Annotated in this window: 28 protein-coding genes and 1 pseudogene; 15 read left to right on the top strand and 14 right to left on the bottom strand. The window is 73.1% G+C overall.

Features of this window, described 5'->3' with window-relative positions:
• Positions 1–96: 96 nt before the first annotated feature.
• Both C6361_RS03510 and C6361_RS03505 read left to right on the top strand, forming a co-directional pair.
• Positions 97–1,041 (top strand): ABC transporter ATP-binding protein, encoded by a 945-nt coding sequence (locus C6361_RS03510; protein WP_107266735.1) that lies wholly within the window; start codon positions 97–99, stop codon positions 1,039–1,041.
• Entirely contained in the window at positions 1,038–1,901 is an 864-nt protein-coding gene (locus tag C6361_RS03505; RefSeq protein ID WP_107266734.1) for an ABC transporter permease, read from the top strand. The genes C6361_RS03510 and C6361_RS03505 overlap by 4 nt, the downstream gene beginning before the upstream one ends.
• Before the next feature lie 51 nt (positions 1,902–1,952).
• Here C6361_RS03505 and C6361_RS03500 read toward each other — a convergent pair whose 3' ends face one another.
• On the bottom strand, positions 1,953–2,174 hold the full coding sequence (locus C6361_RS03500) for a hypothetical protein (RefSeq protein ID WP_159079155.1): 222 nt from the start codon (positions 2,172–2,174) through the stop codon (positions 1,953–1,955).
• A gap of 135 nt (positions 2,175–2,309) precedes the next feature.
• On the opposite strand from C6361_RS03500, the gene C6361_RS03495 reads away from it, so the two are divergent.
• From C6361_RS03495 to C6361_RS03485, 3 genes are all read left to right on the top strand, one after another.
• The gene (locus tag C6361_RS03495; RefSeq protein ID WP_107266732.1) at positions 2,310–3,215 is read left to right on the top strand and encodes an ABC transporter ATP-binding protein; all 906 of its coding nucleotides are present in this window, start codon (positions 2,310–2,312) and stop codon (positions 3,213–3,215) included.
• Complete coding sequence (locus tag C6361_RS03490) at positions 3,212–4,228, top strand: ABC transporter permease subunit (RefSeq protein ID WP_107266731.1); 1,017 nt, start codon at positions 3,212–3,214, stop codon at positions 4,226–4,228. Before C6361_RS03495 ends, C6361_RS03490 begins: the two co-directional genes overlap by 4 nt.
• A 176-nt stretch (positions 4,229–4,404) precedes the next feature.
• Positions 4,405–4,893: a deaminase gene (locus tag C6361_RS03485; RefSeq protein WP_107266730.1), complete on the top strand. Its 489-nt coding sequence runs from the start codon at positions 4,405–4,407 to the stop codon at positions 4,891–4,893.
• 123 nt (positions 4,894–5,016) lie between these two features.
• Here C6361_RS03485 and C6361_RS03480 read toward each other — a convergent pair whose 3' ends face one another.
• The 3 genes from C6361_RS03480 to C6361_RS03470 are packed head-to-tail and all read right to left on the bottom strand — an operon-like array spanning position 5,017 to position 7,428.
• Positions 5,017–5,532: a GNAT family N-acetyltransferase gene (locus C6361_RS03480; protein WP_107266729.1), complete on the bottom strand. Its 516-nt coding sequence runs from the start codon at positions 5,530–5,532 to the stop codon at positions 5,017–5,019.
• A 41-nt stretch (positions 5,533–5,573) separates the two neighbouring features.
• Positions 5,574–6,353, bottom strand: coding sequence for a class I SAM-dependent methyltransferase (locus tag C6361_RS03475; protein WP_107266728.1), 780 nt, complete (start codon positions 6,351–6,353; stop codon positions 5,574–5,576).
• 46 nt (positions 6,354–6,399) lie between these two features.
• Complete coding sequence (locus C6361_RS03470) at positions 6,400–7,428, bottom strand: tyrosine-type recombinase/integrase (protein ID WP_107266727.1); 1,029 nt, start codon at positions 7,426–7,428, stop codon at positions 6,400–6,402.
• Between the two features lie 86 nt (positions 7,429–7,514).
• Here C6361_RS03470 and C6361_RS03465 point away from each other — a divergent pair, with 86 nt between their 5' ends.
• The 3 genes from C6361_RS03465 to C6361_RS03455 all read left to right on the top strand — a co-directional run bounded on the left by C6361_RS03465 (position 7,515) and on the right by C6361_RS03455 (position 9,964).
• Positions 7,515–7,982 carry an HNH endonuclease gene (locus tag C6361_RS03465; protein WP_107266726.1) on the top strand — a complete coding sequence of 156 codons (468 nt, stop codon included), beginning with the start codon at positions 7,515–7,517 and terminating at the stop codon, positions 7,980–7,982.
• Positions 7,983–8,322: 340 nt separating this feature from the next.
• Positions 8,323–9,066, top strand: coding sequence for a class I SAM-dependent methyltransferase (locus C6361_RS03460; protein WP_107266725.1), 744 nt, complete (start codon positions 8,323–8,325; stop codon positions 9,064–9,066).
• Between the two features lie 358 nt (positions 9,067–9,424).
• A complete protein-coding gene (locus C6361_RS03455) occupies positions 9,425–9,964 on the top strand; it encodes a DUF1062 domain-containing protein (protein WP_234359300.1) in 540 nt (179 codons plus the stop codon).
• 64 nt (positions 9,965–10,028) lie between these two features.
• On the opposite strand, the gene C6361_RS03450 is transcribed toward C6361_RS03455, so the two are convergent.
• Both C6361_RS03450 and C6361_RS03445 read right to left on the bottom strand, forming a co-directional pair.
• The gene (locus tag C6361_RS03450; protein ID WP_107259098.1) at positions 10,029–10,241 is read right to left on the bottom strand and encodes a ferredoxin; all 213 of its coding nucleotides are present in this window, start codon (positions 10,239–10,241) and stop codon (positions 10,029–10,031) included.
• Between the two features lie 3 nt (positions 10,242–10,244).
• Positions 10,245–11,450 carry a cytochrome P450 gene (locus tag C6361_RS03445; protein WP_107266723.1) on the bottom strand — a complete coding sequence of 402 codons (1,206 nt, stop codon included), beginning with the start codon at positions 11,448–11,450 and terminating at the stop codon, positions 10,245–10,247.
• Positions 11,451–11,649: 199 nt separating this feature from the next.
• On the opposite strand from C6361_RS03445, the gene C6361_RS39135 reads away from it, so the two are divergent.
• Together C6361_RS39135 and C6361_RS03435 are read left to right on the top strand one after the other, a co-directional pair.
• Positions 11,650–12,309: a MarR family transcriptional regulator gene (locus C6361_RS39135; protein ID WP_369931230.1), complete on the top strand. Its 660-nt coding sequence runs from the start codon at positions 11,650–11,652 to the stop codon at positions 12,307–12,309.
• A gap of 37 nt (positions 12,310–12,346) precedes the next feature.
• Positions 12,347–13,579 carry a hypothetical protein gene (locus tag C6361_RS03435; protein WP_199853226.1) on the top strand — a complete coding sequence of 411 codons (1,233 nt, stop codon included), beginning with the start codon at positions 12,347–12,349 and terminating at the stop codon, positions 13,577–13,579.
• 43 nt (positions 13,580–13,622) lie between these two features.
• Here the strand turns inward: C6361_RS03435 and C6361_RS03430 are convergent, their stop codons facing one another.
• Positions 13,623–13,772: a hypothetical protein gene (locus tag C6361_RS03430; RefSeq protein WP_199853225.1), complete on the bottom strand. Its 150-nt coding sequence runs from the start codon at positions 13,770–13,772 to the stop codon at positions 13,623–13,625.
• Positions 13,773–13,906: 134 nt separating this feature from the next.
• Here C6361_RS03430 and C6361_RS37490 point away from each other — a divergent pair.
• Positions 13,907–14,035, top strand: a pseudogene (locus C6361_RS37490) (HTH domain-containing protein); the annotation flags it as partial.
• A gap of 36 nt (positions 14,036–14,071) precedes the next feature.
• Here C6361_RS37490 and C6361_RS03420 read toward each other — a convergent pair.
• Together C6361_RS03420 and C6361_RS03415 are read right to left on the bottom strand one after the other, a co-directional pair.
• On the bottom strand, positions 14,072–14,959 hold the full coding sequence (locus C6361_RS03420) for an endonuclease/exonuclease/phosphatase family protein (protein ID WP_234359733.1): 888 nt from the start codon (positions 14,957–14,959) through the stop codon (positions 14,072–14,074).
• A gap of 196 nt (positions 14,960–15,155) precedes the next feature.
• Positions 15,156–17,564, bottom strand: coding sequence for a PEP/pyruvate-binding domain-containing protein (locus C6361_RS03415; protein ID WP_234359299.1), 2,409 nt, complete (start codon positions 17,562–17,564; stop codon positions 15,156–15,158).
• 95 nt (positions 17,565–17,659) lie between these two features.
• On the opposite strand from C6361_RS03415, the gene C6361_RS03410 reads away from it, so the two are divergent.
• Positions 17,660–18,355 carry a TetR/AcrR family transcriptional regulator gene (locus C6361_RS03410; protein ID WP_107266719.1) on the top strand — a complete coding sequence of 232 codons (696 nt, stop codon included), beginning with the start codon at positions 17,660–17,662 and terminating at the stop codon, positions 18,353–18,355.
• 127 nt (positions 18,356–18,482) lie between these two features.
• The gene (locus tag C6361_RS03405) at positions 18,483–19,487 is read left to right on the top strand and encodes an NAD(P)H-dependent glycerol-3-phosphate dehydrogenase (protein ID WP_199853224.1); all 1,005 of its coding nucleotides are present in this window, start codon (positions 18,483–18,485) and stop codon (positions 19,485–19,487) included.
• Positions 19,488–19,536: 49 nt separating this feature from the next.
• Here C6361_RS03405 and C6361_RS03400 read toward each other — a convergent pair whose 3' ends face one another.
• Complete coding sequence (locus C6361_RS03400) at positions 19,537–20,247, bottom strand: class I SAM-dependent methyltransferase (RefSeq protein WP_107259106.1); 711 nt, start codon at positions 20,245–20,247, stop codon at positions 19,537–19,539.
• Between the two features lie 68 nt (positions 20,248–20,315).
• Positions 20,316–20,438 (bottom strand): hypothetical protein, encoded by a 123-nt coding sequence (locus C6361_RS38815; protein ID WP_255416207.1) that lies wholly within the window; start codon positions 20,436–20,438, stop codon positions 20,316–20,318.
• Between the two features lie 65 nt (positions 20,439–20,503).
• Here C6361_RS38815 and C6361_RS03395 point away from each other — a divergent pair, with 65 nt between their 5' ends.
• Positions 20,504–21,661, top strand: a complete 1,158-nt coding sequence (locus C6361_RS03395; protein WP_234359298.1) for a hypothetical protein — start codon at positions 20,504–20,506, stop codon at positions 21,659–21,661.
• Between the two features lie 231 nt (positions 21,662–21,892).
• Positions 21,893–22,234 carry an RNA polymerase-binding protein RbpA gene (locus C6361_RS03390; RefSeq protein WP_101366032.1) on the top strand — a complete coding sequence of 114 codons (342 nt, stop codon included), beginning with the start codon at positions 21,893–21,895 and terminating at the stop codon, positions 22,232–22,234.
• A gap of 75 nt (positions 22,235–22,309) precedes the next feature.
• On the opposite strand, the gene C6361_RS03385 is transcribed toward C6361_RS03390, so the two are convergent.
• From C6361_RS03385 to lnt, 3 genes are read right to left on the bottom strand one after another with little or no spacing between them, the layout of a single operon-like run.
• Positions 22,310–22,846 (bottom strand): FxsA family protein, encoded by a 537-nt coding sequence (locus tag C6361_RS03385; RefSeq protein ID WP_107266718.1) that lies wholly within the window; start codon positions 22,844–22,846, stop codon positions 22,310–22,312.
• Between the two features lie 60 nt (positions 22,847–22,906).
• A complete protein-coding gene (locus C6361_RS03380; RefSeq protein WP_234359297.1) occupies positions 22,907–23,713 on the bottom strand; it encodes a polyprenol monophosphomannose synthase in 807 nt (268 codons plus the stop codon).
• On the bottom strand, positions 23,710–25,350 hold the full coding sequence (gene lnt / locus C6361_RS03375; protein ID WP_369931478.1) for an apolipoprotein N-acyltransferase: 1,641 nt from the start codon (positions 25,348–25,350) through the stop codon (positions 23,710–23,712). The genes C6361_RS03380 and lnt overlap by 4 nt, the downstream gene beginning before the upstream one ends.
• Positions 25,351–25,371: the final 21 nt, after the last annotated feature.

Raw genomic sequence — 25,371 nt, 5'->3', positions numbered from 1 at the left:
GCCGCGAGACTAGCCACCGGGCGGCCCGCCCGACATCGGTCCACGGACGTAATCCCGCAGGCGGGCGGCGCTGCGGGCATTGCCGCCGCCGGCCCGATGACCGGGTCCGGCCGGACCGGCAGCGTTGCGGTCGTGATCGAACTTCACGACCTGACCAAGCGATACGGCCGGCGGACCGCCGTCGACGGCCTCTCCTGCACGGTACGGCCGGGGCACGTCACCGGCTTCCTCGGCCCGAACGGGGCGGGCAAGACCACCACGCTGCGGATGATCCTCGGCCTGGACGCCCCGACCCGGGGCACCGCCACGGTCGGCGGCGTGCCGTTCCGGAGCCACCGCCGTGGACTGCGGCACGTCGGTGCCCTGCTCGACGCGAACCACGTGCACGGCGGACGCAGCGCCCGGGCACACCTGTCCGCGCTGGCCCGCAGCAACGGCCTGTCGCCGCGCCGGGTCGACGAGGTACTCGACGAGGTGGGGTTGACCGAGGTGGCCCGGCAGCGTGTCGGCGGATTCTCCCTCGGCATGAGGCAGCGGCTCGGCATCGCCACCGCACTCCTCGGCGACCCGCCGGTACTCCTCTTCGACGAGCCGATCAACGGGATGGACCCGGAGGGGGTGCTCTGGGTCCGCCACCTGTTCCGCCGGCTCGCCGCCGAGGGCCGGACGGTCTTCCTCTCCAGCCACCTGATGACCGAGATGGAGAACACCGCCGACCAGCTCGTCGTGATCGGCCAGGGCCGGCTGGTCGCCGCCGAGCCGCTGGCCGACTTCGCCGCCCGCAGCGGCCGGCAGGGCGTGCTGGTGCGTACCCCACGTGCCGCCGAACTCGCCGCGCTGCTCACCGCCGCCGGGGCCCGGGTGGAGGCGGCGGACGGGGCACTGACCGTGACCGGGCTGCCGGCCGAGCAGATCGGCACCCTCGCCTTCGACCACCGGATCGTGCTGCACGAACTCGCCACCCGGACCGCCTCACTGGAGGACGCCTTCATGGAACTCACCGCCGACCGCGTCGAATACCTGGCGGGGCGGCCCCGATGAGCACCGACACCGCCGGCTCGACCCCGACCCCGGCGAGCCGGGCCGACGCGGCCACCGAACCACCCGCCCGGTTCCGGGACCTGCTCGCCGCCGAGTGGATCAAGGTCTGGTCGCTGCGGTCGACACCCTGGACGCTGCTCCTCGGCACGCTCTTCGTGATCGGTACCGCCACGATGGAGGCGCTCGACGACTACCGGGACTTCCCGACGATGAGCCCGGAGGCGCAACGGGAGCCGATCTTCGCGCTCTCCGACGCGTTCCCGCTGGTGGGCTACTGGACGCTGGCGCTGGTCGCGGTCAGCGCGGGCGCGATCACGGTGGTCGGCGAGTACGGCAGCGGCCTGATCCGGACCACCACCATCGCGGTACCGGCCCGGGAGTCGGTGGTACTGGCCAAGGCGGCCGTGGTGACCGCGCTCTGGACGGCGGCCGGCACCCTCGCCGCCAGCGGCGCGTTCGCGGTCTCCCAGGCCATCCTCGACAGGCGGGGCGCCGCGATATCGGTCACCGAACCGGTCGCGCTGCGTGCCCTGGTCGCCGCCGCGCTGCTCCCCACGGTCTGCGCACTGATCGGCCTCGGCCTCGGGGTGCTGATCCGGCACGGCGCCACCACGATGGTCACCGGCATCTTCGCCCTGCTGATGCTGCCGCAGTTCTTCTCGATCCGGACCCGCTGGTCCGCCGAGATCAACCACGCGATGGTGCTCACCGCCTGGGAACGGCTGACCGCGATGTGGGTGCCGCCGTCCGGTGACGGCTTCCACCGGGCCGGCGTCACCGAGTCGTGGATCGTCTACGCGGCCTGGCCACTGGTCGCGATCGTCCTCGCCCTGGTCGTGGTACGCCGCCGCGACGTGTGACCGGCCGCCCGGACCGCGACCCGTCACCGGTACGCGCTCCGGGCGGCGCCCTCAGTCCCGGCCCGCCGGCTGCGCCCGGACGGTCGGCTTCGCCGTGTCGGGCTGGCGGGCGTCGGCGGCGCGCAGCCCCAGCCCGGTCAGTACCGCCAGCAGCCAGCCCAGCGAGTTCAGCACCGTCACGGCGGTGAATCCCGGCTCGTCCGGCAGGGCGGACCACCAGGTGCCGACGGGTACCCCGAACCCGGCGACCGCCACGGCAGCGGCCGCCGGCACCGGTAGGGTCCGGACCGGACCGGAAGGCCGGGAAGCTTCGACCCACCGGCGAACCGGCCGAAAGTACGGTCGCGAGCACCGGCGACCGTACTGTGGACCGATGCCGGCGGCGACCGCGCTGCCGAGCATGGGGCGATGCGAACCTATCCCGCTGCCGTGCTGCACGCCGAGCACGTGACGAAACGCTACGGCCGCCGCCCGGCGCTGACCGACTGCGACCTGACGATCCCCGCCGGGCGGCTGATCGGCCTGGTCGGACCGAACGGGGCCGGCAAGTCGACGCTGTTGCAGCTGGCCTGCGGCTTGATCACCCCGACCTCGGGCACACTGCGGGTGCTCGGGTCACGCCCGGCCTCGACCCCGGCCCACCTGTCCCGGGTCGGCTTCGTCGCCCAGGACACCCCGGTGTACGCCTCGTTCACCGTCGCCGACCACCTGCGGATGGGTGCCCGGCTGAACCCGTCCTGGGACCGGGCCCTCGCCGAACGCCGGATCGCACAGGTCGGCCTCAACCCGGCGCAGCGGGCCGGGCGGCTCTCCGGCGGCCAGCGCGCCCAACTGGCGCTGACGGTCGCCGCCGCGAAACGCCCCGAGCTGCTGATCCTCGACGAGCCGGCCGCCGCGCTCGACCCGCTGGCCCGAGAGGGGTTCATGGGGAACCTGCGGGAGTTCGTCGCCGAACTCGGCGCCAGCGCCGTACTCTCGTCGCACCTGCTCGGCGACGTCGAACGGGTCTGCGACCACCTCGTGGTGCTCTCCGGGTCCCGGGTGCAGCTGGCTGGTGACGTACCCGATCTGCTGGCCGCCCACCACCGGCTCCTCGCGCCCCGCGACGAGCTGGACCGGCTGCCGGCCGGGGTCGAGGTGATCCGGGCGGAGCGGACCGACCGGCACTCGCGGCTGCTGGTCCGGGCCGGCGGCGGGTTGCCGCCGCTACCGTGGCCGGTGGAACCGGTCGGGCTGGCGGAGCTGGTCCTCGGCTATCTGACCCGGGCGTCCGAGTCGTCGGCCGCCGATGCCGCCGGGGAGGTCCGGCGATGATCTGGATGAGCTGGCGACAGTTCCGCGCCCAGGCCCTCGTCGGCGCCGCCGCCCTGGTGGTGCTCGCCGGCTACCTGCTCTGGCTCGGCACACGGATCCGGGACAGCCGGGACGGCTATCTCGACCGGTGCCGGCCGCACGGCGACTGCGCCCAGGCGATGGGGCAGTTCGTCGCCGAGCACCAGAACACCCTGCTGATCCTGGCCGGTCTCCTCGGCCTGCTCCCCGGAATCCTCGGGATGTTCTGGGGGGCGCCGCTCGTCGCCCGGGAACTCGACGCCGGCACCCACCGGCTGGTCTGGAACCAGAGCATCTCCCGCCGCCGCTGGCTGCTGACCAGGCTGCTCGTCGTCGGCCTGGCCGGCGCGACGATGGTCGGGCTGGTCAGCCTGCTGCTCACCTGGGCGGCCAGCCCCGTCGACGCGGTCGCCGACGACCGGTTCAGCACCGTCGTGTTCGGCGCCCGGAACATCGCACCCATCGGGTACGCCCTCTTCGCGGTCACCCTCGGCACCGTGCTCGGACTCCTCGCCCGGCGTACCCTGCCCGCGATGGCCCTCACGATCGGCGTCTTCGCCGTCGTCCAGTTCGGGATGCCGAACCTGGTGCGGCCGTACCTGATGGAGCCGGTCGACGTCACCCGGCCGATGACGGCCGAGGCGATCAACGAGGCGCGTGGACTGGGCAGCATCAGCGGCGCCGCCGTCGTACGTGGACTGACCGTGCCCGACGCCTGGGTCACCCGGACCAGCGAGCTGCGTACCGCAGACGGCCGGACGCTCGACGCCGCCCGGTTCGACGACTGCCTGATGCGGCCGCCCCGGACCGGGGCGACCGGCACGTTCGGTGACTCCGCGCGGTGCCTCGGCGAACTGGACCTGCACGTCGACCTCTCCTACCAGCCCAACCACCGCTACTGGCCGTTCCAGTGGCTGGAGTCGGCGATCTATCTGGCGCTCAGCGCGCTGCTGACCGTCTTCGGGCTGTGGCGGATCCAGCGGCGGGTCGGCTGACCCGCCCGGCGCGGGCCGGCCGGCGGCACCGACCGGCCGGCCCGCGACAGCTCCACCGGCGGTGACGGGTCCTGACCCGACCACCCTGCGCACCGCTGACGGACCCGCCCGGAGTTGAATGTCGTGGTGATCAGGATGCGGACGGTGACCGACGTGCCGTCGTTCGACGGCGGGGCATGAACGGCGGCGGCACCGCGCAGGATCGGCGATGGCTTCGGGCGGCCATCGACCTGTCCCGGCTCTCGCCACCCTCGCCGACCCACTACGCCGTCGGCGCGATCATCGTCGACCGGTACGGCGACGTACTCGCCACCGGCTACACCGGCGAGACCGAACCGCACCACCACGCGGAGGAGGCCGCCCTGACGAAGCTCGCCGGCCGTACCGACCTGGAGCTGGCCCGGGCGACGCTCTACACCTCGATGGAGCCGTGCACGATGCGCAGGTCGCGGCCGGACCCCTGCACCGACCTGCTGCTCGACGCCGGCATCGCCCGGGTGGTACTCGCGCTGCGCGAGCCGCTGCTCTTCGCCGACTGCGATGGTGTACGGACCCTGCGCGAGGGTGGGGTCGAGGTCGTCGAGATCAGCGAGCTGGGCCATCTCGTCGTGGCGATCAACGCCCACGTGCTCGGCACCGCCGACCGTGCCGGCGAAGGCTGGTGAGGCCGGCGGCGTACGAAGACGGCGACAGCGACGGACCGGAGGATGGCCGAACGGCGGGCTGGGGCCGGACGGCGGGTGCTTGGAATGCGACCCGGGTCGACCCGTGGCTCGTCCGGGGTGCTGTCAGGCGTCGGCCTGGCCGAGGTCGACGACGTAGAAGATCAGCGGTCCACAATCGTCGTGCTCGGTCCGGGCGACGCGCATGCCCAGTCGCTCGGCAATCCGGCGTGACGGGGCGTTGTGCGGGCGGATAGTGGCCCAGACCCGACCGATGCCCGCCGACCGGCACTCACCCAGGACGGCGCTGGCGGCCTCCGAGGCGTACCCGTGACCCTGGTGGCTCTTCCGGATCAGGTAGCCGATCTCGGGCTCGGCGTACCCGGTCCGTCCACTCAGCATGCCGCAGTTGCCGACCAACGTGTCGGTGTCGAGATCCCGCACCGCGTACCAGCACAGACCGTGCTCCCGCTGGGCGCTCATCCGGTTGCGGATCCACCGTTCGGTCTCGGCCAGCGCGGTGAACGGTCCCGACCCGATGGTGTTGGTCAGCGGATCGGAGAAGAGGCCGTGCAGCTCCTCGGCATCGGCCGGCACGAAGGGCCGAAGTCGCAGTCGGGGCGTGGTCAACGAGGTGCGCATCCCACCTCCACGCCGCGCGGGACGGCCCCCGCCGCGGCCCGTCACAGCCGCCGGACGCGCAGCACGCAGGTCAGCATCGGCAGGGTGAACTCACCCTCCGCGGTCTCCGGTCGGCTGGCCAGGAAAGCCCGGATCCGGCCGAGCGTGGCCTGCCGCTCCTGCTCCGGCATGACCAACATCCCCGCCCTCGTCTCAAGCGTCGCGACGAGGGAGTCGGCGGTACGGAGCTGCCCGTGCGGGAACTCGGCCTGCTCCGGCGAGCCGAACCGGGCGGCCACGCCAGTCTTCGGAAGGTGCGCGTCGGCCGTCACGGCGCGCCAACTGGCGGGCGTGTCACGCGGGCCGATCGCCGCGCTTCCGCTGACCCGCGCCAGCCCGGCGACCCAGTCGACCCGATCGTCCACGGTGTTCCACAGGCCGGCCAGGATGCCGCCGGGCGCCAGGACCCGGGCGATCTCGGGCCCCGCGACGGCCATGTCGAACCAGTGCATGGCGTTGCCGGCCAGTACGGCGTCGACGGACGCGTCCGGCAGCGGTATCGCCTCGGCGCTACCCGGCAGCGCGGGAACGTCCGGCAGTGCGCCGCACAGCTCGGCCAGCATCGCCGGGTCGGGCTCGACCGCGGTCACGTCGGCGCCCGTCTCGACCACCGTGGCGGTGAGCTTGCCGGTCCCGGCGCCGAGGTCGAGCACCCGCGGGCCGGGCGCGGGCTGGAGTGCCCAGCGGATGGCGGTCCGCGCGTAGTCCGGGCGATGCTCGGCGTACGCGGTCGCTGCCGCACCGAACGACGAGGCGTGCAGATGTCGCTTCTGCTGTTCCACGCGATCAACCTACCGATCGGTGCGGCGGGTGGGACACACCCGCGCCTCAGGGAAAATCCGCCCCGCCGGTCCCGTTGCGCCGGCCGCGGCGACGGGCCCGCGCCGTCCAGAGGACGTACGCGGGATCGCGGTCGAGGTTGTGCCGGTCCCGGTCGTACCGGCGGGTCGTGCGCGGGTCCGCGTGTCCCATCGCGTCCTGCACGTCCTCCAGGGACACCCCTTCGGCCCGGGCGGTGGTGGCGAACGCGTGCCGCAGCGAGTGCGGCGACAACCGCGCCCAGGCGTGGATGCCCGCCGCCCGGGCGAGCCGACGGACCAGCCGGAACACGGAGTTCCGATCCAGCCGGGCACCGGTCGCGGTGACCAGCAGTGGACCGGTCAACTCCGGCACGCTGCACCCCTGGGCGGCGGCCCGGGCGGCCAGGTAGGCGTCCACCGCGTACGCGGTGCCGGGGGTGAGGGCGCGGCGACGGACCTTGCCGCCCTTGCCGACGAAGCGGATGCTGCGATGCCCTCGCTCGGTACCCAGGTCGGTCAGGTCCAGCGAGATCAGCTCGCCGACCCGCAGTCCCAGGTCGGCCAGCAGGGCGATGGTGACCCGGTTCCGGATCGCGGTCGGTTCGGTGTCGGCCTCGGCCGCGGCCAGCAGCGCGTCGACCTCGTCGGGGGTCAGCCCGACGGTGGCGGAGTGGTCCCGGTCGACCCTCGGGCGGTCGGCGCCGGCCACCGGATTGGCGTCGACGGCGTGCAGCTTGACCAGGAAGTCGTACCAGCTGGACAGCGCGGAGAGGCGGCGGGCGACGGTGGCCGGGGTGAGCGGGCGGCCGCTACGCCGCCCCAGTGTCGCCTCCAACTGCCGGGCGTACGCGTTGACGTCGAGGAACGAGGCCCGCAGCGGATCGAGGTCCCGGCTCCCGCACCAGGTCAGCCAGCCGGCGACGTCCCGCCGGTACGCCTCCCGGGTGTGCGCGGAGAGCCGTCGGTTGTCCAGCCAGGCCTCGGTGAAGTCGGCGGGCCCGGCGGTCGTCAGCGCAGGGCTGCTCGACCTGCGCGGCACCACCTCGGACGACGACATGTGAGGAAGGTTCTCAGGTCGGCCGTGGAATCGCACCGAGGCGCGCCCGGCAGACCGCCGTCGGAGGTGCCGGCTACTCTCCCCGCGTGCTCTCCCAGATCAGGGGCCTGTCCCGCCACTTCACCGAGGAAACGCTCCGGACGTACCTCTTGGACCGCTCGGTACGCAGCGAGGACGGCTGCCTCGTCGTACGCGGCTACGGTAGCCAGCGGGGCGTGTACCAGAAGGTCGCGGGCCGGGCCTGGGCGCACATCGCCGCATATGTCGTCTTCGTCGGCGGCTACGATCCCGAGCTGGAGGTCGCCCACCTCTGCGGTGTGCCGGACTGTATCGAGCCGAGCCACCTGCGGCAGCTCAGTCATGCCGAGAACTGTCGCGGCCGTAGGCAGCATCCCCGGTGCCGCAACGGTCACGACCGCGAGATCGACACCCGTACCGGCCGCTATCGCAGAGTCTGCCGACGCTGCAACAGCGACGCGCAGAAGCGGTGGCGTGAACGGCAGGCCCGCGAGGTCGCCGAGGGCCGCGCCAGCTACGGCCGCGCCACGGACTGAAACGGGGCCCCGCCGGGGTCCGGGCCTTCCGTGTCTGCCGGGCGCTCTGTCGGAGTGACGCCCGGAAGGTCAGCCGATGCTCAGAAGGTCAGCGCGGGCGGCCGTCTTACACCAGCGTAAGTCTTTACGGCAAAGAACTGTCATTATGATGTACCCCCCGCTCGCGCCGCCCGGGAGGCTCTCCAGCACCCGGGACCGGCATTAACGGATTATCGGTAATGGAAATTCAATAATCGAGGCATGACGGGGGCTGCCGTGGCTCCGCACGGGTGGGGTCGGGTGTGGATCGGCGGGGCTAAATCGGTGGACGAGGCGCGCGCCGGTCGCGATCGTTGGGCGGATGCGACAGGACGAGATCTGGGACGCCGCGACGGCCGAGAACTACGACACCCCGGGCGCGGGGATGTTCGCCCCAGAGGTTCTCGGTCCCGCCGTGGACCGCCTCGCCGAGCTTGCCGACGCCGGACCGGCGCTGGAGTTCGCCATCGGGACGGGACGGGTCGCCGTACCGCTCAGCGAGCGCGGCGTACCGGTCAGCGGCATCGAACTGTCCCGTCCGATGGTGGACCGGCTGCGCACCAAGGCCGACGAGACGAGAATCCCGGTCGTCGTCGGCGACATGGCCACCGCCACCACCGGCGGGCAGCACACCCTCGTCTACCTCGTCTACAACGGCATCTCCAACCTGCTGACCCAGGCCGAGCAGGTCGCGTGCTTCCGCAACGCCGCCCGTCACCTGCTGCCCGGCGGTTGCTTCGTCATCGAACTCTGGGTACCTGAGCTGCGTAAACTCCCGCCCGGCCAGGAGGCGGTGGTCTTCGGGGCTGCCGCTGGCTACATCGGGCTGGACACCTACGACGTCCTGCGGCAGCAGGTGGTCTCGCACCACTTCCGGTTCGGCGACGGTCGGGACGCGCGGGTGTTCCGCAGCCCGCACCGCTACGTCTGGCCGGCGGAACTGGATCTGATGGCCCAGTTGGCCGGGTTCGAGCTGGAGTCCCGGCACGCGGACTGGACCGGTTCGGAGTTCACCGCCGAGTCTCGATCCCACGTCTCCGTCTACCGCCTCCCGGCCACCCGCTGAGGCCGACCCAACCCCGGAAGACCCGTCGCGCTTTCCCGGCCGACCGCTAGGCACAAGTTCGCCTCCCCACCCGGGGTGCACCGACCAGGGTCCGGTGGAAAACCGGTTGAGCCTTGCTGCCGCGTTCCCGTAGGTTGCCTGCGCCCGACGCCGTGAGGACAGAGGACAAGACCGCGTGACCCCGCCCGCTCTCTAGACCTGACACCTTCTTCCGCTCACCGGTAGCCGACGATCCCGTCGGTTCTGCCGGGCTGCCCCTGTGCGCCCGGTCATACGGCGCTTGAGGCCGCGCGCAATCGGCCTCGTGTCAGGTCTAAAGAGATCAGGTCTAGAGATCATGTCTTCACAACCTCATATCGTGCTGCCCTGGGTCGTCCGTCGGACCAGGCTGCCGCTGCTGTCGTTGCGCTGCGTGGACTGCCGGGCGGAATCGGCCACCACCGGCCAGGGCAGGTTCCGCGTCAACGCCAACGGCAAGTTGCTGGACGTATGGCTGCTGGTCCGCTGCGTGGCCTGCGATCGGACGAGCAAGCTCACCGTGCACGAACGGACGCCGGTCAGATCGTTCGATCCGGTCGAACTCCACGGCTACCGCGTCAACGATCCCGAACTGGTGACGTCCAGGCTGTTGGATCCGCTGCTGGCCCGGCGTAACCGCTTCACCCTGGACTGGACGGGTGCCTGGCGGCTGGAGACCCCGTCGGCGTGGCGCGACGAGGCGTGGCCGGTCCAGGTGGAGGTCGTCTTCGAGGATCCGGTACCGGTACGCCCGGAACGCCTCATCGCGCAAGGGCTCGGCCTCAGCCGGAACGAGGTACTGCGCCGGGTGAAGTGCGACATCCCGTTGCGCCGTTCGACGAGTACGGGATTCACCTTCGTCGTGATGGCCGGAGACTAGGCGGGGGTGTGGCCGGGCGGGGCTACGCTGCCCGCCCGGCCGCACCCCGTGAAAGCCCCCGTGCTCAGCCCGGGGATCGGCGGTCGGTCGACAGGACGATCGCCGCGGCCGGGCACAGGTCGACGGCCTCGCGAACCGAGCCCCACGTTTCCGGCGGCGGCTCGGGTTGCAGTACGACCGTCTTGCCGTCGTCCTGTCCCTGGTCGAAGACCTCGCCGGCCGTCAACACGCACATCCCCGAGCCGATGCAGCGTTCGGTGTCCACGGTGATCCTCATCGGTCACGCATCCCAGGTGACCGGGAGGCTCTTCACCCCGTAGATGTCCGCGGTCTCCGGACGCAGGGCAACCTCTTCCGGCGGTACGGCCAGGCGCAGCGTGGGGAACCGGTTGACCAGTGCCGGGAACGCGACCCGCATCTCGACCCGGGCGAGTTGCTGGCCCAGGCACTGGTGGATGCCGTGCCCGAAGGCCAGGTGCCCGCCCTCCTGCCGGCTCAGGTCCAGCACGTCCGGCTCGGTGAAACGCTCGGGATCGCGGTTGGCGGTGTGGTACGACAGGATCACCCGGGAGCCGGCCCGGATCGTCTGGCCGCCCAGCTCGACATCCTCCAGCGCGGTCCGCATGAACGTCTTGGCGACGCTGAGGTAGCGCAGCAGCTCCTCCACGGCCCGGTCGGCGAGCGCGGGATCGGCGCGCAGCGCGGCGAGCTGCTCCGGGTTGCGCAGCAGCGCGAAGGTGCCGAGGGCCAGCATGTTCGCGGTGGTGTCGAGCCCGGCCGCCAGCAGGATCAGGGCGATCCCCTTCAGTTCCTCGTCGGTCAGCTCGCTGTCGGTGAGGTCGCTGAGCACGTCGTCGGTGGGGTTCGCGCGTTTGCTGGCCACCAGGCCGGCCAGGTAGTCCTGGGTCGCGGTGTAGGCCGCGATCAGGTCCTCGTCGCTGGTCTCCCCGTTCATGAACGAGTCGACCTGCTCCTGGAAGGAGCCCCGATCCTCGTACGGCACGCCCAACAGCTCACAGATCATGATCGCCGGGATGGGCCTGGCGAACGCGGTCACCAGGTCCGTCGGCGGTCCGGCCTTCGCCATCGCGTCCAGGTGCTCGGCGGTGATCTGCTCGACGCGGTCGGTGAGCAGGCGCATCCGCCGTACGGTGAACTTGCCCATCAGCGGTTTGCGGTAGCGACTGTGCTGGGGCTCGTCCATCAGGAGGAACTCGCCGGGCGGCGCCGGTGGGATCTGGATGTCCCCGTAGTCGATGGTCGGATGGAGCATGAGCTCCTTGCGTGAGCTGAACCGCGAGTCGGCAAGCACCGACCTGACCAGGTCGTATCCGGTGATCAGCCAGCCGGGTCTGTTGCCGGGGAAGGTGTAGCGGCTGATCGGGCCGTGCCGGCGGGCCTCGACCAGCTCTGCCGGCGGGTCGAAGGGGCAGCCGGGTCGGCGCGCCGTCGGCATCGTCGTCACGGCGTGCGGAGATTCCCCCATGGCCATTCCTCATCTCGCGATAGTACGTGTTTGGCGATAGCTAAACGCTACGTTGCATTCGAAGCAAAGGTCAATTTGCTATGAGCCGTTACAGCAGGTCAGAGGCGACAAATTGGTGCAATGACACTGGACACGAATGCAATGCTTCGTTGCAATGTATGGGGACGAAGGCAATACTGGCGGCATGCCAGGAGGACGGTTGACCCAGCAGGAGCGCCAGCGCATCGCGACCGGACTCGCCGACGGGCTCTCCTACGCCGAGATCGCCCGGCGGCTCGGCCGGCCGACCTCGACGATCAGCCGGGAAGTCGGACGCAACGGCGGCCCGAAGAGCTACCGGCCCCAGCAGGCGCACCGGGCGACGGCCCAACGCGCGCGGCGGGGCACCCCGGCGACCTCGCGCGCCACCGGACCACCGGGTGGCACGGCGGGAGCGGAGATCGTCGAGATGGCGGTCCGGACCGGGCTACCCAGGATGACAGCGCTGGTACACGTGGACCTGCTGCTCGCCGAAAACGGCAGGCGCACCGCGGCCGAGCTGACCCGCAGGCTGAAGGTCAGCCCCGCCTCCGTCTCCGTGGCCGTGAACTACCTCGTCCAGCACGGCTACGTCCGGCGCGAACGCGATCCGCAGGGACGTCGCGACGTCTACGTGGTCGACGACCAGGCCTGGTATCACTCCGTCGTGATCAGCACTCGGTACACCCTGGAATCGGCGCAGGCCGCGATGGCCGCCGCGGAGACGTCCGGACTCGACAGCCCCGTCGGGCAGCGACTTTCCAGGGCCGGAGCGTTCCTGGAGCGGGTCAGCCTGGACATCATGGAGTCGGCCGAACGCTGGCGCGGCCTGCTGTCCTGACGGCTGCCGGGTTATTCGATCGACCTACCGGGCATCGATGACCATACTCACGGCCATGACTCCGGGCCCGACGCCGCCGGCTGCGGACGCGTCGGCCGGTCCACCGGCGACGAGTACGGCACCGCTGCCGGTGCTGTGGCTCTACGGGCCGCCCGCCGTCGGGAAGAGCACCGTCGGCTGGGAGTTGTTCAACCAGCTCTCCCACCGGATCCCCACCGCCTACGTCGACCTCGACCAGCTGGGCATCTGCTACGGCGCGCCGACGCCGGACAACTGGGCACCGGAGCCGGCTTCCGATCCGGGGCGTCACCGCCGACAGACCCGCAACCTCAACCTGCTGGCGGCGAACGTCCGGGCCGCCGGTGCCCGCTGTCTGGTCGCCTCCGGAGTCGTCGACGCCGTCCGGGGCATCGACGTGGACCTGCTGCCGCAGGTGGCCCTGACGACGTGCCGGCTGCGCGCCGAGCCGTACGAGCTGCGGCAGCGGCTGGCGGGTCGGGGCAGGGCCGGAGACGAGCCGGTCGAGAGTGTACTGGCGTACGCGGCGGCGCTGGACCGGAACCATCCGACCGATCGCCGCGTCGACACGACGGGGCGCAGCGTCACCGAGGTCGCCAGGCTGGTACTGGCCGAGACCGGCGACTGGCCGGCCCTGACCGGCCCGGGTACGGCAGCGCTCGGGTCGTACCCTCGCTACCCCACCGGCCCCGGCGAGATCCTCTGGCTCTGCGGTGCGACCGCGGTCGGCAAGTCCACGGTTGGCTGGCAGGTCTACACCGCCGTCCGCGAGGCCGGGCGCCGCGCCGCGTTCGTCGACCTCGACCAGATCGGGTTCTACCGGCCCGCCGGCCCGCCGACGCCACGGAACCATCGGCTCCGGGCGAGCAACCTCGCCGCGGTATGGCAGACATTCCGGGCCACCGGGCTGCGCCGCCTGGTCGTGGTCGGCCCAGCCGACCACGCCGACGCGGTACGGACATACCGGGAGGCGCTACCGGCCGTGCGGATCACGCTGTGCCGGTTGCACGCCGGCCGGGACTCGATCGCCGAGCGGGTCGTGTTCCGGGGACAGGGTCAGGGGCCGCTGCTCGCGGGTGACGACCTGAGGGGGCAGCCGCCCGCCCGGTTGCGCCAGATCGCCGACGCCGCGACCGCCGACGCCGACGCCCTGGCGGACGCGGGCCTCGGCGACCTGCGTGTCGACACGGACGGCCGGACGGTGTCCGACATCGCCGGGGAGGTCGTCCGGCACCTTGGCTGGCTGGACTGAGCCGACCGGGATCCGTCCGGCCGGCCCTGTCACCGCGCCGCCGTTACCGCCGCTCCGGGCTGCCGGCCGCCGCCCACGAGCGGAGAACCTCCAGGTAGTGCTGGTTCTCCATCACGCCGAGGATGTTGCCGAACGGGTCGACGACGGACGCGGTGACGAATCCGGGGCCGCGCTCGACCGGCTTGTCGTGCACCGTGGCGCCCAGCGACAGCAGCCGGTCGAAGCTGGCCCGGACGTCGTCGACGTACCAGTAGACGACGGCGCCGCCGACTCGATCCGGACGGCCGTGCGGGGCGTATTGACCGCTTTTTCCGGCAGGCTGGCGGGATGCGTGCCGACCGTCTCGTCGCCGCCCTTCTGCTGATGCAGGCCCGGGGCCGGGTGACCGCCGCCGAACTGGCCGGGGAGCTGGAGGTGTCACTGGCCACCGCCCGCCGCGACCTGGCGGCGCTGTCGACGGCCGGACCTACCCCACCGAGTCGGTACGGGATGTCAGAGCCTGAGACGGGCGGCGATCGGCAGGTGGTCGCTGCCGGTGGGCGGCAGCGCCCACAGGTCGGTGACGCTCGCCGAGCGGGCCATCACCTGGTCGATCCGGGCGACCGGCAGCGCCGTCGGCCAACTGAACGGAAAGGCCGGCCCGGTCGACGGAAGCAGGTCGCCGACCGGCGCCAGCCCCCGGTCGTGCACGGTGCTGTTCAGGTCACCCAGCAGGATCACCGTCTCCAGCCGTTCGGCGGCGAGCGCCCGGGCCAGCAGCCTGGCGCTCTCGTCGCGCCGGGCGGAGCCGAATCCGTCCGGCAGGCCGAGCCGGATCGACGGCAGGTGCGCCACGTAGACGGCGATGTCACCGCCGGGCATCCGGACCGTGGCCCGCAATCCCCGGTTCCAGTCCGGGTCCAGCCCGGCCGGCCTGATGTCGAGCAGCCGGTCGTCCACCAGCGGATACCGTGACCAGAGCCCGACGGTGCCGTGCACCGAACGGTACGGGTACTCCCCGGCGAGCACCGCCGAGTACGCCGGCAGCGCCGGTGCGGTCAGTTCCTGCACCCCGATCAGGTCGGGCCGGACCCGGGCCAGTGCCCTGGCCGTACCGGTCGGATCGGCGTTGGTGTCGCTGACGTTGTGCTGGACCACCGTGAGGTCGCCCGCGCGGTCGTCCCCGCCGGGCAGCAGTGCCGGGCCGAACAGGCCGAGCCAGGCGGCGCCGGGCAGCGCCAGCGCGACCAGGGCGGTGCCCGAGCGGCGCAGCACCGCCAGCACCAGCAGGACCGGGACGGCCAGGCCCAGCCAGGGCAGGAAGGTCTGCACCAGGCTGCCCAGCCGGCCGATCCCGGCGGGCAGCAGGGCGTGCCCGGCCAGCAGCGCGCCGACCAGCACGGCCAACGCGGCGAGAACCGACCCTCGTCGCCACGTCGAGCGGCCGCGCCCGTCGACGCCCCAGGACCACCGGACCGTACGCGGCGACGCCGTCGGCTCGTCCTCCAGGATCGGCTCCTCCCGTCGTCGCCACCGGCCCGGCTGGCGGCGCTGGTGGCCGCCGAACCGCTCCGGTGCCGACAGCCGACGGGTGAGCCTACTGTCCCTGATGGACGGTCACCGTGCCGGCGGCACCGTCGACGGTGACCACCTGACCGGTTCTGATCGTATCGGTGGCGCCGAGGACGCAGATCACGGCGGGGATGCCGTACTCGCGGGCCACCGTCGGGCCGTGCGCCATCGGCGCGCCGGTCTCGGTGACCAGTCCCCCGGCGGTCAGGAACAGCGGCGTCCAGCCGGGATCGGTGGTCGGGGCGACGAGGATCTCGCCGGGTTCGAGATGCGCGGTCGCCGGGTCGTGCACCACCCGGGCCGGGGCGGTCACCGTGCCCGGGGCGGCGCCGACGCCGCGCAGCGCGCCGGGTGCGGCGGCGGCCGGGGCGAGCATCGCCTCGACGTCGGTGCCGTCGGAGAGCACCGAGACGGGTACGTGCCGACGGCGCAGCTCCCGCCGGTGCGTGGCCCGCCGGTCGGCGACCAGGTTCCGATGGTCGACCCCGTCACGCACGGCGGCCCGCGCCTCGGCGAGGGTCAGGAACATGATGTCGTCGGCCCGCTCCAGCAGTCCGCCGTCGGCCAGTTCCGCGCCGACCAGCAGCAGTTGCCGGCGGCTCTCCCGCAGCGGATACAGCCCGGCGAACTTGCCCGCCTCGCGCAGCCCGGCCAGCACCCGCGCCCGGCGCAGCAGGAACCCGGCGACCCGGCCCCGGACGGGTCGCCGGCGCCGGGCCCGTACGACGAGTTCGGCGAGCGTCGCCTCGGCCTCGGCGGCGGCCCGGGCGAACCGCCGGTCGGGAGCCTGCTCGGGATCGGTGACCCGCAGGTAGTTCGCGATCGAGGCGAAGACCGGGGTCGGGTCCTCGGCCCAGCGGGGCACCCCGAGGTCGACCTCGGCGGCGGCCCGGTGCCCGTACGTGTCGAGGAACGCCGCAAGTCCGATCTCCGGCAGGGTGCCGTCGAGGTATCGGGCGGCGAGTTCCTCCGGCGGTGTGGTCGAGAGCAGCTCGCGGTGCGGGCCGGCCCGCTGGGCGAGCTGCCACAGCGCCAGGTCCATCTCGATGGTGACGTTGTGCGGCATGCCGCCGAGCACGGTGTGGATCTCCGCCTGGCTGGCGATCCCCTTGAGCAGTCCGGCCGGCAGGGCGGTGGTGAGGATCCCGGCGACGATCGGCCAGATGATCCGGTCGTACCGGGTGGTGTGGTCCTGTGCCTCGACGTAGTCGAGCCGTTCGGCGGCGGTCTCCGGCCCGGCCGGTCCGGCGGCGGCCCGCTGCCGGAGCTGGTCGATCTCCTCGAAGAGTCGGGTCCGGGCCGCCTCGGGCCGGGCCAGCGCGCCCACGATCCCGGCGACCGCCCGGGGCGCGGTACGCAGCGCCGGGCCGAGACCACCGCCGGAGCCGGACCGGCGGGTGGGCGCGGGCGAGAAGCGCGGGTCGGTCAGGATGTGCTCGACCACCGCCTGGGCGCGCGGGCCGAAGTCGACCGCCATCAGCTTCACCAGCCGCTTGCGGCTCCTGGGATCGCGGACCAGGTCGGTCAGGTCGCCGTAGAGGCGTCCGCCGATGTCGACGATCTCGGCCCTGATGCCGAAGGAGCCGAGCATGGCGGCCAGGAGCACCCGCAGCGCGGACATCCCCATCGGGGTGACCGGACGGAGCATCCCCTGCACGTGCCCGAACTCCAGGTAGATCCGGGGCTGCGGCCGGTCGGTCGGCGGCGGCAGCGGGAAGAGTGTGGTGATCGGCCGGGACTGGAGCAGCCAGAGCGTGCCGTCGGAGTCGATCGCCCACTCGATGTCCTGGGGGACGCCGAAGTGGGCCTGGATCCGCTCGCCGGCCCGGTGCAGCTCGGCGAGTTGGTCGGGGCTGAGGCAGCCGCGTTCGTGGTGGCGGGTGCCGTCGAGGACGTAGTGGTCGGCCGGGGCGGTGCCGTCGACCACGGCGCTGCCGAGCCCGGGGGCGGCGTCGACCACCATCTCCGCGCGGGAACCGGTGAGCGGGTTGGCGGTGAACAGCACCCCGGCGACCACGGGGTCGACCATGCGCTGCACCACCACGGCCATCCGGACGGTACGCCCGTCGATGTCGTTGGCCTCGCGGTAGGCGACGGCCCGCTCGGTGTGCAGCGAACTCCAGCACTTGGCGACGGCGTCGTGCAGCGCGTCGACGCCGGTGACGCCGAGGAAGGTGTCCTGCTGGCCGGCGAAGCTCGCGTGTGGCAGGTCCTCGGCGGTGGCGCTGGACCGGACCGCGACCGGCCCGCCGCCCAGCGCCCGGTACGCCGCCGCCAGCTCCGCCTCCGGGATGACCCCCCGGTCGTGGGCGGCGGTGGTGAGGCAGAACCCCTCCGGCACCCGCTCGCCGAGCCTGATCAGCTCGCCGAGCCCGGCGGCCTTGCCACCGACCAGCTCCACCATGCCGCCGGACGTCTCAGCCAACGTGACCACGTGCACCCCGGTCCCCCTCCACCTTTTCCAATACGACTGCAATGTAACCGGCTCGGCGAGGTCACGTCAATACGACTGCAATGTAAAGTGGTCGGGTGCCCAGGAGAACCGACCACGTCGCCCGCCGGAGGCAGCTCGCCGACGCCCTGATGCGACTCGCCGCCACCCAGGGCCTGGAGGCGGTCAGCCTCCGGCACGTGGCGGCCGAGGCCGGGGTCTCCACCGGCATGGTGCAGCACTACTTCCGCACCAAGGACGAGATGATGACCTTCGCCCTCGACATGGTGATGCGGGACGCGGAGCGGAGGGTCACCGCCGAGGCGACCGCCGCCGGCCGGGTCCTCGCCCCCGCCGAACTCGTCCGGACGCTGATGGTCCAGATCCTGCCGCTGGACGAACCCCGACGGCTGGAGGGGCACGTCACCCTCGCCTTCCTCGCCTACGCGGCCGTGAAGCCGGCCATCGCCGAGGGGCTGCGGGAAAGTTCCGGCCACATGCGGAACTTCCTCGCCGACCAGATCCGGGCCGTACAGGCGACGGGCGGGACGGTGCCACCCGTCGACCCGACGCACGCGGCCACCGCCCTGCTGGCCCTGGTCGACGGGCTCGGCATCCACGTCCTGAGCGGGCACTACTCGGGCGAGGAGGCGGTCGCCGTCCTCGACGCCCACCTCGGGCTGCTCTTCGGCACCACACCTGCCGTGCCGAGCACCACTCCGCCCGCCGGCGCCGGCGGCACACCGGCCGGGCCGAGCACCACCGCGGCTGTCCCGTCCGCCGCTACCGGGTGACCCGGGTACGCCGGCCCGGCCCGGCACCGCCGACCCGCTCGGCCGTACGGGTCGACGCCGTAGGCCCCGTACGCTACGACCGGACCCGCGCCGCGCCCCGGCGGCGCCGCGAGAGGGAGGCCGCCCGGTGACCACCCGCATGGCCGTGTTCGGCGCTGGTTCCTGGGGTACCGCCTTCGCGATGATCCTCGCCGACGCCGGCTGTCGGGTCACCCTGTGGGGGCGCCGCCCCGACCTCGTCGACGCGGTCAACCGCACCCGTACCAACCCCGACTACTTCCCCGGCATCCCGCTACCGGCCGGCATCACCGCAACCGCCGATCCGGCTGAGGCCGCCGACGGCGCCGAGTTCGTGGTGTTCGCGGTGCCGTCGCAGACCCTGCGGGCCAACCTCACCGCCTGGGCGCCGCTGATCCCACCGGAGAGTGTCCTGGTCAGCCTGATCAAGGGCGTCGAACTCGGCACCGCCAAGCTGATGAGCCAGGTCGTCGGGGAGGTCACCGGCGCCGGTCCGGACCGGATCGCGGTCGTCTCCGGCCCCAACCTCGCCCCCGAGATCGTCCGCCGCCAGCCCGCCGCCAGCGTCGTGGCCTGCCGCGACGAGACCGTCGCCCGACACCTCCAGGCCGCCTGCCACACCGGCTACTACCGCCCCTACACCAACACCGACGTGGTCGGCTGCGAGATCGGCGGGGCGGTCAAGAACGTCATCGGGCTGGCGGTCGGCATCGCCGGTGGTCTCGGCCTCGGCGACAACACCAGGGCGTCGCTGATCACCCGTGGGCTGGCCGAGACGACCCGGCTCGGGCTGGCGATGGGCGCCGACCCGCTCACCTTCGCCGGCCTGGCCGGGATGGGTGACCTGGTCGCCACCTGCTCCTCGCCGCTGTCCCGCAACCAGACCTTCGGCACCAACCTCGGCCGTGGCATGACGGTCGCCGAGACGGTCGCGGCGACCCGGCAGACGGCCGAGGGCGTCACCTCGTGCGAGTCCGTGCTCGACCTGGCCCGCCGGCACGACGTGGAGATGCCGATCGCCGAGATGGTCGTCGACATCGTGCGCGGCGGGAAGTCGCCGCAGATCGCGGTGAAGGAGCTGATGGCCCGCTCGGCGAAGCCGGAGCGGCGCTGACCGCCCCGCCCGGCCGCGGGACGACCGCCGACCGCCTCGGCCGGGGGCGTCAGGTCCGGACGCAGACGTAGCTGGCGTACGTGGCCGGGTCGCGGCTCGCGGTCGTCTCGACGATCCGGAAACCGGCCCTGACCAGCATCGGTTCGAGCAGCCAACCGAAGGTGCTGTGTTCGGTGCGGATGTGGGTGGCGTACTCCTCCCGGGTCCAACCGTCGTCGGAGGAGCCGGCCGCCCCGGCCAGCCAGGTCTCGAACTGCTCCGCCACCTGCGCCGGCTCGAAGTTGTAGACCAGGTCACGCAGCAGCAGGACCCCGCCCGGCCGGAGCATCCCGGCGACCCGGGTCAGCGCGACCGCCTTCCAGAAGTCCGGTAGCTGGTGCAGCGCGTGCCGGCTGTAGACGAGGTCGGCCGGCGGGCCCTGGTGGTGGTAGCTGAGGAAGCCGGCCCGGACCACCTCGACGTTGCCCAGCCCGGCCCGGTCGGCACCGGCCCGCAGCCGGGCCAGCATCGCCGCCGAGACGTCCACGGCGACGACCCGCCGGCACAGCGGCGCGGCGGCCAGGGCGAGCCGGCCGGTACCGGCGCCGAGGTCGACCAGGGTGGCGTCGCCGTCCAGCCCGTGCCGGCGCAGCAGCTCCAGGTCGGCCAGCGGGTCGTGTCCGGCCTTGCGGTCGTAGCCGTCGACGTACGCCGGGTCGAGGTGCTCCGGTCCGGCGTGTGCCAGCTCGTCGAGCCACCAGTCGGGGTGTTCGGGGGTCATTCGTCTCCTCCACGGGCCGCCCGTACTCCTTCGGCCCGGCAAGGCTACGGAATGGGGTCCTGCTGCCGTCAACGGATTTCGGGAGGCTCGACCGGGTCGGTCTCGGCATGGTCCCGACGGATCACGCTGATCATGCCGTTCGGCTCGATGTACGCCCGGTCGACCACGCCGATCTCCTCGATGCCGTGCAACCCCGTGTTCGCCCGCCGGCCGCACCGCCGCCACCCGGGACGGCCCGCACTAGACTTCCCCGGCGATGGACGAGCAGAACCCGACCCCGGAGCCGCCGGTCGAGACCCGGCCATGTGCCCACTGTGGACGGCCGGTACCGCAGCGGGCGGCGGCGGGCCGGCCGTTCCGGTACTGCCGCGACAACGACGGCGCCTGCCAGCGGGCCTCCCGCAACCAGCGGATGCGGCACCGCAACGCGCCGGGGCTGGCCGGCCAGGTGGCCCGCACCTGGGAGGTCGTGGACCGGCTCGACCAGGTCACCGACGCGCTCGCCGAGGCGCTGCACGCCGAACTTTCCCCCGCCGGGGTGGAACGCCGGCTCGCCGAGGTGCGGGCCGAGGCGGCCAGCCAGATCGCGGCGGCGCAGACCGAACGGGACGAGGCCCGCCGGGACGCCGAGACCGCGGCGGTCACCCTGCACCAGGCCCAGCAGGCGGCGAGCACGGCGGTCGCCGAGCGGGCCGCCGCCCGGGCCGAGACCGAGCGGGCCGCCCGGACCGCCGAGCAGGCCCGGGCCGAGACCGCCGCCGCGCTCGCCGCCCGGGACGCCGCCCAGCAGGCGGCCAGCGCCGCCGCCGCGCTGCGTACCCAGGCCGAGCAGGACCGCGACGCGGCCCGCCGGGAGCTGCGGGCGGTGCGCACCGAGGCGGACGCCGACCGGCGGCGGCTGGCCGAACTGACCCGAGAACTGGCCGAGACGACCCGGGACCGGGACGCGGCCCGGGCCGAGTCGGAGCGGGCGACCCGGTCGGCCGCCGAGGCGGTCGGCCAGGCGGAACGGTTCCGGGCGGCGGCGGCCGAGGCCCGGACCGCCGCCGAGCGGGCGGCCGAGGAGGCGGCCCGGTTCCGCGTCGAGGCCGAGCGGGCGGCGGCCGACGCCGTCGAGGCCCGCGCCACGGCCGCCGCCGCAGCCGCCGACCTGGAGCGGACCCGGAGCGACCTGCGGGCCGCACGGGACGCCGCGGCCGCCGCCGAGGCCCGGCTCGACGCGCTGACGGTACGCCTGTCAGCGGCGCTAGCCGACCGGGACGCCGCCCGGGAGCGGGCCGGTCAGCTCTCCACCCAGGTCAGCGACCTCGCCGCCGCGCTGGCCGGACTCAGCGCCCGCGCCGTCGCCGACGCCTCGACCGGCCGCCCGGGCGCCGCCGCAGCCCACCCGGCCGGGCCGGCACCCGAGCCGTGACCGCCGGATAGCGTCCCCGCTGACGTGGGCCCGGACCGGACGACCGGAGCAAGACGACATATCCCGGCAATTCAGCACGGCTACCGGTGATCTCGATCACCTGCGAGGAGATCCGGCTACGCTCGGAGCGTTTGACCACTTGTACGTTTCTGCCGGCGGCGGGAATCGCCCACCCGGCACCTGTCGTTACACCGATAAGAACAAGCATCACGACCGAGGGGAAAGCCGATCATGGGCGAGCGCATGCTGCGCGGGAGCCGTCTGGGAGCAGTCAGCTACGAGTCCGACCGCAACACCGAGCTTGCCCCGCGACAGACCCGAGAGTACCTCTGCGCCAAGGGCCACCAGTTCGAGGTGCCCTTCGCCGTCGATGCCGAAGTGCCGATGACCTGGGAATGCAAGTTCGACGGCAGCGTCGCCCGGCTGGTCGACGGCAGCGAGCCGGAGCAGAAGAAGGCCAAGCCGCCGCGTACCCACTGGGACATGCTGCTGGAGCGCCGCTCGATCGCCGAGCTGGAGAGCATCCTCGCCGAGCGGCTCGAAGAGGTCCGGACCCGCCGCGGCCGGGCCTGACACCGACACGACAGCACACCACTGCCCCCACGGCGCCGCCGTGGGGGCAGTACCGTATCCCGGGCCGGCTGGCGGTCAGGGTCGGCGCGGCTCGACGATCTCGCCCTCGATCGCCCCACCCGGCGCGGCCGGCGGCGGTGTCGGTGCGCTCTCGGCAGGCCCCGGCCCGGCGTCCGGTCGCGGCTGACCCCGCCGGACCCGCACCCGACGCGGCCCGAACAGGTCCCCGGCAACCTGCGCGGAAACCCGCCGCTCGGCTATCCGCTGCACCTGCCCGCGGACCAGCCGACGCAGCACCGGCACCGTCAGCAGCAGCCCGGCCACCCCGGTGAGCAGGCCGGGAACCGCCAGCAGCAGCCCCGCGAGCAGCCCCACCAGCCCGTCGCTGACCTCACTGCCCGGCGGCCGGCCACCCTCGACGGCGGCCCGCAACCCCCGCCAGGCCCGCATCCCCTCCCGGCGCAGCAGGGCCAGCCCCAGCAGCGAGGCGGCGAGCACCAGCAGAAGCGCCCAGCCGAACCCGATCCACCGCCCGAGCAGCACGAAGACCGCTACCTCGACGACCCCGGTCAGCAGCAGTGCCAGCGGCACGAACCTCAACCCTCGGCGCATGTCACCCCATCCGGATGTCGGACCCACAGAGCCCGTACGTCCAGCATGACACGCCCCCGGTCACGGCCAGCGCAGCCGATGGTCGCCGGTACCGTCCCGGCGCGCCCGACCCGACACCGGCCGCCGGTCCGCCACCGACCAGAGCGTGACCCGCCACAACGCCTCACCGATGATCACCGGGCTCATCTTGCTCGCCCCCCGCTCCCGCTCGGCGAACGTGATCGGCACCTCGACCGTACGCAGCCCGGCCCGGTGCGCCCGCCAGGAGAGTTCCACCTGGAACGAGTACCCCTGCGAGGCGACCGAGTCGAGGTCGAGGCGGGCCAGCGCCGGCACCCGGTACACCCGGAAACCGCCGGTCGCGTCCGACAGCGGCATCCCCAACGCCACCCGGGTGTAGAGGTTGCCGCCCCGGGACAGCAACTGCCGGTGCCACGGCCAGTTCACCACCTGACCGCCGGGCGTCCAGCGGGAACCGATCACCACGTCCGCGTCCCGGGCCGCGTCCAGCAGCCGGGGCAGCTCCTCCGGGGCGTGCGAGCCGTCGGCGTCCATCTCCACCACGGCGTCGTAGCCCTGCCCGGCCGCCCAGCCGAACCCGGCCACGTATGCCGCACCCAGCCCCTGCTTGCCGGGCCGGTGCAGGACGTGCACCCGACCGTCGGCCTGCGCCATCCGGTCCGCGATCGCCCCGGTGCCGTCCGGGCTGTTGTCGTCGACGACCAGGATCTCCACCGACGGCGCCGCCCGGTGCACCCGGTCGACGATCACCCCGAGGTTGTCGGCCTCGTTGTAGGTGGGCACCACCACCAGCACCCGACCCACCCCCGGATAGCCGTCCCCGGCCCCACCCGTCGACTCATTCACCGCTCCTCCGCATCCGCCGGGTCGCCGGCCGTCGCCGTACCGACCCCGGGAAGCGGACGCCGACGGGTCAGCATCGCGGCGGCGAGCGCCGCGGCAGCCATGGCCAGCAGCGCCACCTCCGGCCAGAGGCCGACCCGGGTGGCGACCGTACGGGTCTCCCCGAGGTGCATCTGCCGGGTCACCACCGCCCTGGTGTTGAACCCGGTCGCCCCGGTTACCCGCCCGTCGGCCCCGACGAACCCGGAAACACCGACCGTCGAGGCCATCAACGCCTCCCGGCCGTGCTCCACCGCCCGCAGCCGCACCATCGCCAACTGCTGCTCGGCCTCCGCCACGTTGAACGTGGCGTTGTTGGTCTGCACGACCAGCACCTGCGCCCCGCCGGTCACGGTGTCCCGGACCACCTCGTCGTAGGCGACCTCGAAACAGATCACGTCACCGAGCGTCACCCCGCCGACCCGCAGCACCCCCGGTTCGGTACCGGCGACGAAGTCGTTGCGGACCCGGTCGACCTCCTTGCTGACCATCCGGGCGATGTCCCGCAACGGTACGTACTCGGCGAACGGCACCGGATGCCGCTTGATGTACATCTGCGAGGTGTCCAGGCCGGTACCCGGCAGCCACACCAGCCCCGCGTTGCGCACCTGCCCCTCGTCCGGGCCGAGCAGCACCGCGCCGACCAGGATCGGCGCCCCGACCGCGTCCGCCGCCTCCGAGATCCGCCGCCCCGCCGACGCGTTGCGGGTCGGGTCGACGTCGCTGGAGTTCTCCGGCCAGACCACCAGGTCGGGCCGCTCCGCCTCGCCGGCCGCGACCTGGCGGGCCAGCTCGATGGTGGCCTCGACGTGGTTGTCCAGCACCGCCTGCCGCTGGGCGTTGAAGTCGAGCCCCATCCGGGGCACGTTCCCCTGCACGATCGCCACCCGGGCGGTGTCGGCGCCGGCCTCGGCAAGAGGCACCAGCAGCCCACCGGCCAGCAGCGCCGCCGCCCCGGCGACGAACCCGGCCCCGTGCAGCCATCCGGCCGCCGGCAGCGCCCGCCACGGCCGCCACAGCGCCACCACCAGCAGCCCGCCGGCCGCCGCCACCACGAAGGTGACCAGCGGCGCACCGCCGTACGCGGCCAGCCGCAACGTCGGCGAGTCACCCTGGCTGAACCCGAGCCGCCCCCACGGGAACCCGCCGAACGGCGTACGGTCCCGCAGCGCCTCCTGCGCCACCCACAGCACCCCGGTGACCAGCGGCCAGCACCAGCGGAACCGGTCCACCAGCGGGCCGGTGAAGGCCAGCGCCAGCCCCAACAGCCCCAGATAGGCCGCCTGCAACCCGGACAACAGCAGCCACGGCACGTTACCGGTGTAGAGGTTCGTCCAGCTCAGCATCGGCAAAAACAGTGCCAGCCCGGCGAGGGTGCCGAGCCCGAACCCGGCCCGCAACCGTCGCCGGTGCACCGCCACCGAGAGCAGCGCCACCCCGACCGGCGCCAGCCACCACGCCCCGTACGGCGGAAACGCCAGCAGCAGCACCAGCCCGGCGCCGACCGCGGCCGGCAGGGCCAGCCACCACGGCAGGGGTCGCCCGGCCGGCTCGGCGGGCCGGTCCCCACCCTCGGCAGTCTCCGGCGGCTCGGCCGTCACCACTGTCACGCGCGCCTCACG

This window comes from Plantactinospora sp. BC1, assembly GCF_003030345.1.
GTDB lineage: Bacteria > Actinomycetota > Actinomycetes > Mycobacteriales > Micromonosporaceae > Plantactinospora.
The sequence above is the reverse complement of the archived record's forward strand: the minus strand, read 5'-3'. Positions and strand labels throughout refer to the sequence as shown.